Annotated in this window: 14 protein-coding genes and 1 tRNA gene; 3 read left to right on the forward strand and 12 right to left on the reverse strand. The window is 67.5% G+C overall.

What is annotated here, in order from left to right; all coding sequences use genetic code 11:
• Positions 1-25 precede the first annotated feature (25 nt).
• From ON22_RS22260 to ON22_RS22280, 5 genes are all read right to left on the reverse strand, one after another.
• A tRNA-Ala gene (locus tag ON22_RS22260) sits at positions 26-101 on the reverse strand.
• Positions 102-223: 122 nt separating this feature from the next.
• Complete coding sequence (gene sepX / locus ON22_RS22265; protein WP_051157941.1) at positions 224-1,297, reverse strand: divisome protein SepX/GlpR; 1,074 nt, start codon at positions 1,295-1,297, stop codon at positions 224-226.
• 211 nt (positions 1,298-1,508) lie between these two features.
• Positions 1,509-2,159 carry a GNAT family N-acetyltransferase gene (locus ON22_RS22270; protein WP_033243731.1) on the reverse strand — a complete coding sequence of 217 codons (651 nt, stop codon included), beginning with the start codon at positions 2,157-2,159 and terminating at the stop codon, positions 1,509-1,511.
• An 11-nt stretch (positions 2,160-2,170) separates the two neighbouring features.
• A complete protein-coding gene (gene glp, locus ON22_RS22275; RefSeq protein ID WP_033243501.1) occupies positions 2,171-3,430 on the reverse strand; it encodes a molybdotransferase-like divisome protein Glp in 1,260 nt (419 codons plus the stop codon).
• 37 nt (positions 3,431-3,467) lie between these two features.
• Positions 3,468-4,433: a UTP--glucose-1-phosphate uridylyltransferase gene (locus ON22_RS22280; protein ID WP_051157942.1), complete on the reverse strand. Its 966-nt coding sequence runs from the start codon at positions 4,431-4,433 to the stop codon at positions 3,468-3,470.
• A 247-nt stretch (positions 4,434-4,680) separates the two neighbouring features.
• Here ON22_RS22280 and ON22_RS22285 point away from each other — a divergent pair, with 247 nt between their 5' ends.
• The 3 genes from ON22_RS22285 (at position 4,681) to ON22_RS22295 (ending at position 6,843) form a co-directional block, all read left to right on the forward strand.
• Positions 4,681-5,262, forward strand: coding sequence for a 5-formyltetrahydrofolate cyclo-ligase (locus ON22_RS22285; RefSeq protein WP_033243733.1), 582 nt, complete (start codon positions 4,681-4,683; stop codon positions 5,260-5,262).
• 460 nt (positions 5,263-5,722) lie between these two features.
• Positions 5,723-6,037, forward strand: a complete 315-nt coding sequence (locus ON22_RS35900) for an FmdB family zinc ribbon protein (protein WP_081595756.1) — start codon at positions 5,723-5,725, stop codon at positions 6,035-6,037.
• Positions 6,038-6,153: 116 nt separating this feature from the next.
• On the forward strand, positions 6,154-6,843 hold the full coding sequence (locus ON22_RS22295; protein WP_033243503.1) for an SAF domain-containing protein: 690 nt from the start codon (positions 6,154-6,156) through the stop codon (positions 6,841-6,843).
• 99 nt (positions 6,844-6,942) lie between these two features.
• On the opposite strand, the gene ON22_RS22300 is transcribed toward ON22_RS22295, so the two are convergent.
• From ON22_RS22300 to ON22_RS22330, 7 genes are all read right to left on the reverse strand, one after another.
• Positions 6,943-7,611 (reverse strand): MspA family porin, encoded by a 669-nt coding sequence (locus ON22_RS22300; RefSeq protein WP_033243504.1) that lies wholly within the window; start codon positions 7,609-7,611, stop codon positions 6,943-6,945.
• A 67-nt stretch (positions 7,612-7,678) separates the two neighbouring features.
• Positions 7,679-8,353, reverse strand: a complete 675-nt coding sequence (locus tag ON22_RS22305; protein WP_033243505.1) for an MspA family porin — start codon at positions 8,351-8,353, stop codon at positions 7,679-7,681.
• A gap of 314 nt (positions 8,354-8,667) precedes the next feature.
• Entirely contained in the window at positions 8,668-9,333 is a 666-nt protein-coding gene (locus ON22_RS22310) for an MspA family porin (protein WP_033243506.1), read from the reverse strand.
• An 80-nt stretch (positions 9,334-9,413) separates the two neighbouring features.
• Positions 9,414-10,088: an MspA family porin gene (locus tag ON22_RS22315; RefSeq protein WP_033243507.1), complete on the reverse strand. Its 675-nt coding sequence runs from the start codon at positions 10,086-10,088 to the stop codon at positions 9,414-9,416.
• Positions 10,089-10,634: 546 nt separating this feature from the next.
• The gene (locus tag ON22_RS22320; protein WP_033243508.1) at positions 10,635-10,832 is read right to left on the reverse strand and encodes a hypothetical protein; all 198 of its coding nucleotides are present in this window, start codon (positions 10,830-10,832) and stop codon (positions 10,635-10,637) included.
• Between the two features lie 14 nt (positions 10,833-10,846).
• Entirely contained in the window at positions 10,847-11,401 is a 555-nt protein-coding gene (locus ON22_RS22325) for a MogA/MoaB family molybdenum cofactor biosynthesis protein (protein WP_033243509.1), read from the reverse strand.
• Positions 11,401-12,810, reverse strand: a complete 1,410-nt coding sequence (locus ON22_RS22330; RefSeq protein ID WP_081595757.1) for a S1C family serine protease — start codon at positions 12,808-12,810, stop codon at positions 11,401-11,403. Before ON22_RS22330 ends, ON22_RS22325 begins: the two co-directional genes overlap by 1 nt.
• Positions 12,811-12,868: the final 58 nt, after the last annotated feature.

Raw genomic sequence — 12,868 nt, forward strand, 5'->3', positions numbered from 1 at the left:
GGTTCGAGACCACTCTCGAACCGAATGGTGGAGCTAGGGAGAATCGAACTCCCGACCTTCTCGATGCGAACGAGACGCGCTACCAACTGCGCTATAGCCCCATACGGCTCCGTGAACCGCGCTGTGCCACTCTAGCAAACCAGGTGACATTACACCGAATCGAGGTGCTGACCTGCGATTACTCAGAGCCGGGGGCAGACCGGACAGTACTATCCGATCCCGTTCACGCCCCCGCAGCGCGGCGGATATCGCCGCCGCTGGCACGGTGACGCACCGTCCGGGCGATGGTGGCGTCATAGGCGTCCAGATGCTCGAAGGCGGGGTCTTCGTCGTCCGGTTCGAGCAGATGTGAGCGACGCCGCAGGGCGCGGGCGGTATCGCGGTCCATACCGGGCCGGGCGGCCGCCGAGGCGTCGAACTCCTCGGTCTCGTCCGGCTCACCGTCGAGGTCCCGGGCGCGGTCGGCCAGCCGGGCGCTCCGGCGGCGCCGGATCTCCTGTTCTATCCGCACCTGCTTACGCAGGTATCCGAGATAGGTGACCAACGACAGCAGCGCGCCGCCGCATCCCCACCAGAAAAGCGGGCCGATGGCCACGGCGAGACCGCCGCAGAGCACCGCGCCGAGGATGAGGGCGACCACGGCGCGCTGCCGGAAGGTGTAGCGGGCGGCGCGCGCAATGGCGTCGGCTTCGGGGTCGTAGCCGCCCCGTCCGCGCCGGGACGGGACGAAATCTCCCTCGTCACCGGGGTCTTCGGGTGCGGGCGTACGCCGGGTGCCGGCGCGGACCGGCGGAATCCGGGCGGGCGCGGTATCCATCACGTCTCCGCCGAACGGTTCGGTTTCCGCGGCGGTATCGCCGGTGGGCTCCGCTTCCCCGTCGTCTTCGGAGTCCGGGTGATCCTCGGATTCCTCCGGGGTTTCGATATCGTCGACGATATCGGCCGGCTCGTCGCCGGGGTCGGCATGCGATAGTTTCTCGTCAGCCTCGGTGACGGTCTCCTCGGCTGTTGTGGTCATGCGATCCTCCGGATCGTTGCCGTGGTGACGCTTTCGATAGGGCCGGCCGGACCGCTTCTTGCGGACATACCCACTTCTCTTGCGCCGTTTGGAATCTCCACGATGCAGTACCCGCGTAGCCAGCGCGGTATCCGTTGTCCGGCGGATTCGCGGATGCCGGTCGGCCAGGATAGGGAACAGGACGAAGACCCACACCACGACCAGGCCGATCCACAGGATCGAGTTCGCCATCGTCGTCAGCACCTCCGTCCGCACGGTCAACGTCGCAGCCCACGCCATGACCGGTGCGTCCCGACGCCGGAGTTCTTCCCCGCGGGCACGTCTCGCAGATCGTGGTACGAGCTTCCCGCCGATGGCGCGAGGCGCACCACCGACGTCCGTAGGTTAATTCCGAGTAGGGGTACAGCACGGCAGGCGCGCCGTGCACATACGCCACATGAGTCACATTTCCACCAGCGCGAGACCGAGCAGGCCCGTTCCCGGAGCCGGTTCAGCGCAGCGTCAACCGCCCTTCCCGGGCCAGCCGGTCGACCACCCTGCCGGACAATTCTTCCGCCGTCATGGCAACCAGCAGATGATCGCGCCAGGCGCCGTCCACATCGAGATACCTGCGCAGCAAACCTTCTTCGCGGAAGCCGACATTGCGCAGCACGGCCTGACTGGCCAGATTCTCCGGGCGCACCGTGGCCTCGACCCGATGCAACCCGACCGGGCCGAAACAGTGATCGAGCCCCAATGCCAGGGCCGCGGTCGCCACCCCCCGGCCACCCAGGTCCCGGGTGACCCAGTACCCGATCCACGCCGAACGCAGTGCGCCGCGCACGATATTGCCGACCGTGAGCTGGCCACCGAACGCGCCGTCCACCTCGATCACCAGCGGGATCATCGCCCCGCGCCGGGCCTCGGCCTTCAGACTCGACCACAACGGCGGCCAGTTCGACGGATGATTACGCGCTTCCCAGGCGCCCCGTCCCGTCGGCTCCCACGGTTCCAGATGGTCGTGATCCCGTAACCGGATCCGGCTCCACGCCGCGGCATCCCGTAACCGCACCGGCCGGAGGGTGACCGCACCGGCCCCCACCCGCACCGGACCCAGATGCGCGGGCCACCCGGGATGCTGTGTAGCCCGGAATACGTTCATGGACTCCACTTCTAGCCGCGCTGTGCCAGGAACGCGACTCGAACCTTGTCACCGGTGCGAATTTCGGTGTCGTCGGGCTCGACCACGATCAAACTGTTGGCCTCCGACATCGCGGCCAGCAGATGCGACGAGCCCCCCGCAATATTGCCCAGTGGCTGCACCAGGTACTCACCGGTGGCCTCGTCGCGCATCAGCTGGGCCCGCAGATAGCCTTTGCGGCCGGCCATCGACTGGATCGGGGTGATCGTGCGGGCCCGCACGATCCGGCGCATCGGCTGCCGCCGCCCCAGCGCGATCCGGATCAGCGGCCGCACCATGACCTCGAAAACCACCAGGGCGCCCACCGGATTCGACGGCAGCAGGAAGGTCGGCACCTCGTCGCGGCCGAGCCGGCCGAATCCCTGAACAGAGCCCGGGTGCATCGCTACCCGCGCGATCTCCAGCTCGCCGAGACCTTCCAGCGCCTCACACACCTGGTCCGAGGCCCAGCCGCCGACCGCACCCGCGATCACCACCACCTCGGCACGCACCAGCTGGCCCTCGACCACATCGCGCAGCCGGCGTGGGTCGGCGTCGACGATCCCGACCCGGTTCACATCCGCGCCCGCATCCCGTGCGGCCGCGGCCAGCGCATAGGAGTTCACGTCGTACACCTGCCCGGGCGCGGGCAGCCGGTCGATATCGACCAGTTCTTCCCCGATGGAGATCACCGAGAGCCGCGGCCGCGGATGCACCAGCACCTTGTCCTGTCCCACCGCGGCCAGCAGCCCGACCTGGGCGGGCCCGATGATCGTGCCCGCCCGCACGGCCACATCGCCGGGTTGCACATCGTCACCGGCGCGGCGCACGTAATCGCCGGACCGCACCGGCTCGTACACCTTGAGCCGCCCCCGGCCGCCGTCGGTGAAATCCAGCGGTAGTACGGCGTCCGCGAGGGTGGGCAGCGGCGCTCCGGTGGCCACCCGGACCGTCTGCCGCGGCTGCAGCCGGATGGGCTGGCGCGAACCGGCGAGTACCTCACCGACCACGGGCAGGGTCAGATCGACCAGTTCCCCGTCCTCGTCACGGATATCGGCGCCGGCGGATGCCACATCCACACTGCGCACGGCGTATCCGTCGATCGCGGCCTGGTCGAACCCCGGCAGCGGCCGCTCGGTCACCACATCCTCGGCGCACAGCAGCCCCTGGGCCTCGGATATCGCGACCCGCACCGGTCGCGGCGCGACGGCCGCGGCCGTCACTTTGATCTGCTGATCCTCGACAGAGCGCATCCAGCCCTTCCCGATGTCCTCGCCGGCGCAGGCGATCTCATTCGTCCACGGTGAGTTGCGGGTCCCAGTCCGGACTCAGCCGGTGCTGGAGCCACTCGCGTAGCGCCGGACCGTATTCGTCACGCTCCAGCGCGAAATCCACCGCAGCACGAAGATAGCCGCCCGGGTTACCCAGGTCGTGGCGCGACCCACGGTGGACAACCACATGTACCGGATGTCCTTCGTCGATCAGCAGCGAAATCGCGTCGGTGAGTTGTAGTTCCCCACCGGCGCCCGGGCCGATCCGGCGCAATGCGCCGAAGATCGCACGGTCGAGCAGATAACGGCCGGCGGCGGTGTAGGTCGACGGGGCCTCGTCCAGGCTCGGCTTCTCGACCATGCCCTTGACCCGCATCACGTTCGGGTTGACGGCGTCGGGCACCGGCGCCACATCGAAAACGCCGTACGCGCTGACCTGATCCTTCGGGACATCGATAGCGCACAGGACGGATCCACCGCGTTTACGCCGGACCCGGTTCATCACATCCAGCACCCCGCACGGCAGGACCAGATCGTCGGGCAACAGCACCGCGATGGTCTCCTCATCGGGGTCCAGCACCGCTTCGGCCTGGGCCACCGCATGGCCGAGCCCGAGCGGTTCCTCCTGCACGACGGAGGTGACATCGAGCAGCCCCGGCGCCTTGCGCACCTTCTCCAGCAGCTGGAACTTCCCGCGCTCGGCAAGGGTGCTCTCCAGCACCAGATCCTGCACGAAATGCGCGGTGACCCCGTCCTTACCGGGCGAGGTCACGATAACCAGCCGCTCGGCACCGGATCCGGCCGCCTCACTGGCCACCAGTTCGATGCCCGGGGTGTCGACCACCGGCAGCAATTCCTTGGGAACGGTTTTGGTGGCGGGGAGGAATCGTGTCCCCAGCCCGGCCGCAGGTACGACGGCCGTCCGGAATTCCGGTTTCGACGGGTGTGCTTCCCCGCTCCCCTGCACTGCGGCCTCTGCTGTCATATACACACCCTATCCACGGTGCTCCCCGTTCAAACGGCTGTCTATCTCGGCGCGCCTCCCGCACCCGGGTTTCGGCCGCTCGGCCTGTACGTTCAGCCCCGCAGCAGACGAGCAGGGGTCCGAATCGCGTGGACCGGTCCACGCTCGACCTGACGTGGCCGGCTGCGCCGAATCCTGATGGACCGGTGCCACTGCCGGACGTAATCGGCCGGCGCGGGACCGGGCGCATAGGGTTGTCGCCGTGCGGATGCCCGAGGAGATCGACAAGCAGGCCTGGCGGGCGACGATCCGCGCGAGGCGCCTGCAGGTCCCGGACTCGGTACGCGCCGCAGAGTCCGCCGCGCTCACAGCGGCGGCAGGCCGGCTGGGAACTGCCGACTGGGTATGCGCCTATGTTCCGGTCCGCGGGGAGCCCGGATCGGTGGCGATCGCCGAGGCGCTGCGGGCGGCCGGGAGCCGGGTACTACTGCCGGTGACCCGCGAAGCCGGTGCGCTGTACTGGGGCGAATTCACCGGCACGGACGCCCTGCGCCCCGCACGCTACGGCCTCCTCGAACCGGACGGCCCCGTGCTGCCACCCGAAGCGGTCGCCACTGCCGAGCTGATCCTGGTTCCCGCCCTGGCGGTGGACCGGCGCGGCGTACGACTGGGACAGGGCGCCGGATACTACGACCGGACGCTCGGCCTGGCCGACCCCGCCGCCCGCCTGACGGTCGTGGTCCGCGACGACGAAGTAGTAGAGCACCTCCCCGAAGAACCCCACGACATCCGCATCCCCTGGGCCCTCACCCCGACCGCCGGCCCCATCCCTCTGAGCACCCACCCCTGACCACCTCTCAGGACTCCCACGGGCGGGGCCCGCCCCTGGTCTGGACTGACGGAGCGGGGGAGCGAAGCGGAGGAGCGGAGGAGGGAAGACCAGGGGTTAATAGGGCCCCGCCCTCGAGACGCGGAGCGTCTCCAAAATTGTCTCCAAAATTACAGCCCCCACCCTCTTCGGATTGTCTTCCCCAGATCAGACGTCCACCCCGTGACCAGGGAGTCGAGTCAACCGACACCAGGAGTCACCCCGAGAGTTGACCAGGCATCGATCCGCGCATCCGCGCTATCCGAGGCGACGCCGACGACACATAGGGTGAAGACCAGGCTCACCGAGCCCCCGACCCGGCCGCTCACCTTGCCACCGAGACCCTCAGCACACCCGCGTACCTGCGGGAATCAATCCGCGATTGGCACTGTTGGCACTGTGGCCTGTAGAGTGCTAATTCTCGAATACCGCGGAGGACCCAGTGCCAACCTATTCATACGCGTGCACCCAGTGCGACAACCGGTTCGATATCGTCCAGTCGTTCACCGATGATGCACTCACGGTGTGCTCGGAGTGCTCCGGAGCGCTGCGCAAGCTGTTCAACTCGGTGGGCATCGTCTTCAAGGGCAGTGGCTTCTACCGGACCGATAGCCGCAGCGGGGCATCGTCGGCCAGCGAACCGGCGAAATCGGACAGTTCGAGCTCGTCCGGCTCCTCGGATTCCGGCTCCGGCTCCGGCTCGAGCTCCTCCGGTTCCTCCGGCACCTCCTCGGCACCGGCCGCCGCCGCCAGCTGAGCGATAACCCGGCACCGAGATCGGTGCCCGCGCGCTGATTCATCCACAGCCCGCATGTTGTCCACAATCAATCCACGGCCGAGCCGAGGCGGGGTTTCCGCCCATACGCTCGGCCTATGAGTCGTCTACGCCGCCCCTCCGCACCCCGCACCCGCAGCCGGCTCGGGTCCGGGGAAACCTGGCGGGACGCGTTCGACAACCGGCCGCCATGGGCGGATGCGGTGCTGTTGCGGCGGATCCTCGCCGGTCTGTGCGCCGTGGCGGCCGCGATACTTTTCCTCCGCGAGGATCCCGAACGCGCCCGTATCTCCGTGGTGGTGGCCGCCCGTGACCTCGCTCCCGGCCATCTGCTGGCGCCCGCGGATCTCCGGCTCGCACAGCTGCCGCCCGGCGTGGCGCCCGACGGCGCGGAGACCGATCCGACCGCGTTGACCGGCGCGGTCCTCACCGCTGCCCTCCGTCCCGGCGAGGTCCTCACCGATGTCCGGATCGTCGGTCCACGCCTGGCCGAGGTGGCGACCGGATCTCGGGATGCCCGCATCGTGCCCATCCGGCTCGCCGATTCCGCCATCACCGAAATCCTGCGCGCCGGCGACCGAGTGGATGTTGTCGCCGTGGACAGCACGGATCCGGCGCTGGCCGCGACACTGGCCGAGAACGCCGCGGTGGTGCTTGTTCCGCAACCCGCTGCCGAACCGGGCGCGGGCCGGGCCGAGCCGGTGGTGCTGGTGGCCCTCGATGCGCGGCGCGCGGCCGCCGTCGCCGCGGCCTCGCTGAACAGCGCGCTCACGGTGATCTTCCATTGACACCCGAAAAGGGCCCGCCGCGCAGTTGCGCGAGGGGCCCTCCGGGTAGCCGATCCCGCCGGTGCGGGGCTTTTCGGCCGGGAAACGAGGCGTTGCCTGTCAGCCGAGGCTGAACGGCTGGCCCCACAGCGTCACGACGGACATGACGTTATCGGTCTCGACCTTGACCTTGACGAAGGACCGCGCCTGCGCGTAACCGCCGCAGCCGTTCAGGCCGATGGTGGAATCGGACCAGGTGACCGAACCGCTGTTGCCATCGAAGCTGTTGTTGGTGGAGTGATCCTCGTTGCCGTAGTCGTCCGGCTTTTCGATATCGAGGACGTAGAAGGCGTCGGCCTGACCGGGGCCGAGCGTCAGGTTGCCGCCGACCTCACCCGAGGGGCTGACATTGCCCTCGGAATCGACTTCGGCATCGGCGCCGCCTTCGGCACCGCCGCCGTCGATGTTGACCTGGCAGCCCACGACGTAGCCGGGGTAGATCTTGCCGCCCACGTCCTCGCCGCCACCGGAGATCTCGACCTGCGCGCTACCGGAGGCCCACGCGTTGCGGTGCACCGGGGTGGAACCCATGGACGGGCTGATAGTGGCGGACTCCCCGACCATGCGGACCGTCACCACGGTGCCGTCGGAGAGGGTTTTGACGATTTCGCCGCCGGGCAGCGGAATGAAGGTATCGGCATGGGCGGCGCCGGTGGAGAACAGACCCAGTGCGACCGAGGCGGCCGCACCGACGCCGGCGAGGCGCGCCAGATTCTTACGGTTGAACATGTGTGGATGCCCCTCTGGGGTTGAATTCGCTACAGCGAGAGTTGTGGTGGGTGAACCGGTGCCGGTGTCAGCCGATGCTGAACGGCTGCCCGTAGAGGGTGGTCTTGGAGTAGTGGTCACCGATGATCTCGACCACGGTGTAGGCGCGGGCCTGCGCGTAACCGGCGCAACCCTGGATCTCCATCTCCACGTCCTGGTATTCGACGGAGTAGACACCGGGCTTCTCGATGTCCTTGTAGTCGATCTGGACGAACTTCACCTCACCCGGGCCCAGCTCCACGCTGGTCGAGCCGCCGAGGCTGCCGCCGTCCAGGGTGAGACCGAGGGATCCGCCCAGGCCGATTGCGTCTTCACCGATGCTGACCTGGCAGCCGACGATATAGCCGGTGTTGAGCTGCGAGGCGCCGTGGGTGGAGGAGTTGTTGGTGCCGTCCGCATTGGTCGGGCCGTTGTTCGGGCCGGCTTCGCCCTCGGGCGTGACCGAGACGTCGGCGGCGGCGTTGCCCGAGACCCATACGGTCCGGCCCGCACCGTTGGCGGCCATCGACGGCGAGACGAGTGCGCTCTCGTGAGTGCGGGTGATCTTGACACCGGGGCCCAGTTTCTCACCGTCCGGCAGCGGAACGAAGGTGTCCGCGTTGGCGGCACCGGTAGAGAACAGACCCATGGCCACAGCGGCGACAGCGCCCACGCCCAGGGCGCGCGCGCCGTGGCGCAGACCGGTGGTGCGGTTCTTGCTCATATTTCCCCTCATCAAGGTTTTACAGCGACACCCGACTTCGCAGCGATCGACGCCGGGGCGGCCCGAGAACAGGCTCCATAGAGCTTGGGTTACGGCTGTAGCCACTAGATGAACCCGAAACCACACAGCCGGTGAACACTCGGCTACTGCGCCACCGATTCGGTGTGGCATCCGGATGATTCGCAGGTAACCAGAAGGTGACGGGCGCTGGGGAAACCGCCCGGCAACAGATAACCGGCCTGCCGGACACGAGACAGACCCGCCGCTGCTGCGACGGGCCTGTTTCCGTGCCGGTACTACCGTTCGATCGGTTGTCAGCCGAGGCTGAACGGCTGACCCCAGAGGGTCACGTAGCTGATCACGTTCTCGGTTTCCACCTCGACGCTGATGAACGACCGTGCCTGGGCGTAGCCGCCGCAACCGTTGAGGCCGATGGTCTGGTCGGACCAGGTCACCGAACCGGTGTTGCCGCCGAAACTGTTGTTGGTGGAGTGATCCTCGCTGCCGTAGTCGTCCGGCTTCTCGATATCGAGGACGTAGAACGATTTCGCCTGGCCGGGGCCGACGGTCAGGTTGGCGCCGGTTTCGGCGCTGGGGCTGACATTTCCTTCCGTATCCATATCGGCGGCGGCGCCACCCTCGGCACCGCCGCCCGCGATGTTGACCTGGCAACCGACGACATAACCGGGGTAGATCTTGCCGCCGATATCTTCGCCACCGGCGACTTCGACCTGCGCACTACCGGAGACCCAGGCGTTGCGATGCACCGGGGTAGCACCCATCGACGGACTGATGGTGGCCGACTCGCCGACCATGCGCACGGTCACCACCGTGCCGTCGGACAGCGTTTTGACGAGTTCACCGCCGGGCAGCGGCACGAACGTATCGGCATTGGCCGCTCCGGTCGAGAACAGACCCAGGGCGAGAGTGGCAGCGGCGCCGACACCGGCCAAACGCGCCAGTTTCTTTCGGTTGATCATGGTTGGACCCTTCGAGGGGAAAGCTCGCGAATCGACGCGAGACGAGGTTCGTTTCGATGCGACGGGACGGACCGGACGGTTCAGCCGATGCTGAACGGCTGGCCGTACAGGGTCGTCTTCGAGTAGTGGTCGCCGATGATCTCGACCACCGTGTACGACCGCGCCTGCGCGTAACCCGCGCAACCCTGGATCTCGATTTCGGCGTCCTGGTACTCGACGGAGTACTTGCCGGGCTTGGTGATGTCCTTGTAGTCGATCTGGACGAACTTCACCTCGCCCGGGCCCACCTCCACCCCGACCGAACCGCCGACGTTTCCGCCGTCGAGACTCAAACCGAGAGATCCGCCCAGACCGATCGCCTCGTCGCCGATGCTGACCTGGCAGCCGACGATATAACCGGTGTTGAGCTGTGAAGCCCCGTGGGTGGACGAATTATTGGTGCCGTCTGCGCCGGTCGGTCCGTTGTTCGGACCCGGTTCACCTTCGGGGGTCACCGTGACATCGGCGATCGCGTTACCGGAAACCCACACGACCCGGCCCGCGCCGTTGGCCGCCATGGAGGGCGAAATAACGGCATGCTCACCGGTGCGGGAGATGGTGACACCCGGGCCGGCTTTCTGGCCGTCCGGTAGCGGTACGAAGGTATCGGCGTTGGCAGCGCCCACCGACAGAAGGCCCACGGCGACAGCGGCCGCGGCACCGATACCCGCGATCCTGGCGCCACTACGTACACCGTCGGTGCGGTTCTCGCTCATATTTCCCCTCATCATTCGGACAAACAGCAGGCCTTCGAGCTCGGACACACCGCTCTCCGGCTCCGACCAGTGTTTCGCTCGTTTGTTACCTACAGGTGACCCGTTGTTATTTCGGTGCAACGCCCAAAACAGACAATGCACACGAAAGCGACCGGCTGACCCCGTATTGCAAGCCCGCCGGACCGCCTTTGCGGCGGTCGACGCACCGAGATTAAGCGGTCGATAACAGATTGGACAAAGCTTCTTTTCGCTATACGTTGATGTGATCCATTTCACATCCACGTATAGCGACGCGCGCACGGGCAGGTCACTGCCCGTAGCAGAAATGCCGCCCCACCACGCCGAAACGATAAAAATCCGTAAACAGATCGACCCGCCGGCATATGGAAGAAAGAAAAGACGCGCGCCACCCGGACACGCGTCGTCAAAATCCTCTCGAGCCCAGTTCTGGACAATTGGCTCGAAACCCCACCCCGTTACTCCCTCGAGATAGCGAAATCATATCGAACTGGAACGGAAATCGTTGAGCGCCAAGTCTTCTGCGACTCAGCCCGCGTCCCCGTGATGCGGCGGAACCTGCGAGCGCAGCCAGTCGTCGCCGTCACGGTCCATTGACGAACCGTCGTCCCATTCATCGCGCGTGGTACTCGGGAGCACCTCACCGAAAACCCGGTCCACACGTGCGAGGCCCCCTGCCCGGCGTCGTGCCCGGCGGGGGACCTCGGGGCTCTCACCCTCACTCATACCGCATGCCCGGCTCACTCCAGTAGACCGGAGAGCTCGCCGATGACGCGACTCGCCAGCGGCCCCAGAGTGGCCATACCGTCGCGGACAGCGGCCCGCGTGCCCGGCAGGTTCACCACCAGGGTGCTACCCGAGATACCGGCCAGGCCGCGGGAGAGACCGGCGTCCAGCGATCCCGCCACCCGGCCGGAGGCGCGCAGCGCCTCGCTGATCCCGGGCAGGTCCCGGTCGAGAACCTCGGCCGTCGCCTCGGGCGTGACATCACGCGGCGACATCCCGGTACCACCGACCGAGATCACGATATCCACACCGCCGATCACCGCGGTGTTCAAGGCGTTCCGGATCGCCACCTCGTCCGCCTCCACCGAAACGGACGCATCGACCAGGAACCCCGCCTCGGTCAGCAGTTCGGTGACCAACGGCCCCAGCGAATCCTCGCCGCCGTGTGCCGTTCGATCGTCGACGACCACCACCAGTGCGCGCCCCGCCACAGGAGCATCGATTTCCATACCGCTCACCGTAGCGCCGATATCGGTCGCGGCGTGGCCGCCCCCGCTCACCAACTGCATCACCGTGCTCCTTCCACCGCGGCGGCGGCGAGGGTCACCTCGACCGTCTCCGAACCACCGCCCTGCCGATCCGTGTACGTCACTTGCACTTTGTCCCCGGGCTGCTTCGAGCGCACTGCCGCCACCAGCGCATCCCCGGAATCGATCGTGCGGTCGTCGAGCCTGGTCACGATCGATCCCGCCGGAATTCCGGCCTGTGCCGCCGGGCCGTTCGGGGTGACCTCGAGAACCCGCGCTCCGTGAATGGATTCGTCACGTTGCACGGTCATCCCGATCTGAGCGTACGTGGCGTGGCCGGTCTCGATCAGCTCATCGGCGACCCGCCGCGCCTGATCCACCGGAATCGCGAACCCGAGCCCGATCGAACCGCTCTGCTGACCGGCCGCACCCGAAGAGCCCAGGCTGGCGATCGCGGTGTTGATACCGATCAACCGGCCCTGCCCGTCGACCAGTGCGCCACCCGAGTTACCGGGGTTGATCGCGGCATCGGTCTGGATGGCGTCGATCACCGGATTCGGCACGGTGGGGTCGCCACCACCTTCACCGGTGGTGGAGACGGGACGGTTGAGCGCCGAAACGATCCCGGTGGTGACGGTGCCGGCCAAGCCGAGCGGCGAGCCGATGGCCACCACCGGCTGTCCGACCTGCAGACCGGCCGAACTGCCCAATTCGACCGGTTTCAGATCCGTTTTCCCGCGCGCCTGGATCACCGCCAGATCCGATACCGGATCGGCACCGACCAAGGTCGCCGGGGCGGTACTGCCGTCGGCGAAGGTCACCCGCATATCGCCCCCGGCGCCGCCACCGGCCGCAACATGGTTGTTGGTCAGGATCAGCCCGTCCGAGGACAACACCACACCGGAGCCCTCGCCCTGCCCGCGATTACTCGCCACCTCGATCATCACAACGGAAGGAGTGACCTCCTGCGCGACCGCCTGTACCGAACCCGCCGGCGCATTCGCGGCATCCTTGATCTCGGGCACCGGCGCATCGAGCGCATTGGTCGCTACCGGCCGGCTACCGGAATCGGTGACCAGGGCACCGACCACACCGCCGACACCACCGCTGACCAATGCGAGCGCGAGCCCACCGGCCACCAGACCGGTACGCAGCGATCCCTTCCGGGGCGCGGGTGGCGGGCCGGCGTAGAACTGCCCGGTATCACCGGGGGGCGGCCCCCCGGGGGGCGGCGGTCCGCCGTACGGATGACCCATCGTCGGATAGGCGGCCGTATCGCCGGGTCGTGGCCCCGGCAACGGCTGCCCACCCGGATAGGGGGCGCCGCCGGCCTGCCCCGGCGGCGCGGGGACGCCGGGGTCATGAGCCGCACCCGGCTGGGGATGCGAAGTCGAGGGCGGCACCGGTCCTTCTTCCGGCCGGTCCGGCCGATTGGTGAAATCCTCGGTCATAGTCTCTCTATTCTGCTCATATTCCCTGTCCAGGGTGCCGAACACGACTGAGAACGAT

This window comes from Nocardia carnea NBRC 14403, assembly GCF_000308515.1.
Lineage (GTDB): Bacteria > Actinomycetota > Actinomycetes > Mycobacteriales > Mycobacteriaceae > Nocardia > Nocardia carnea.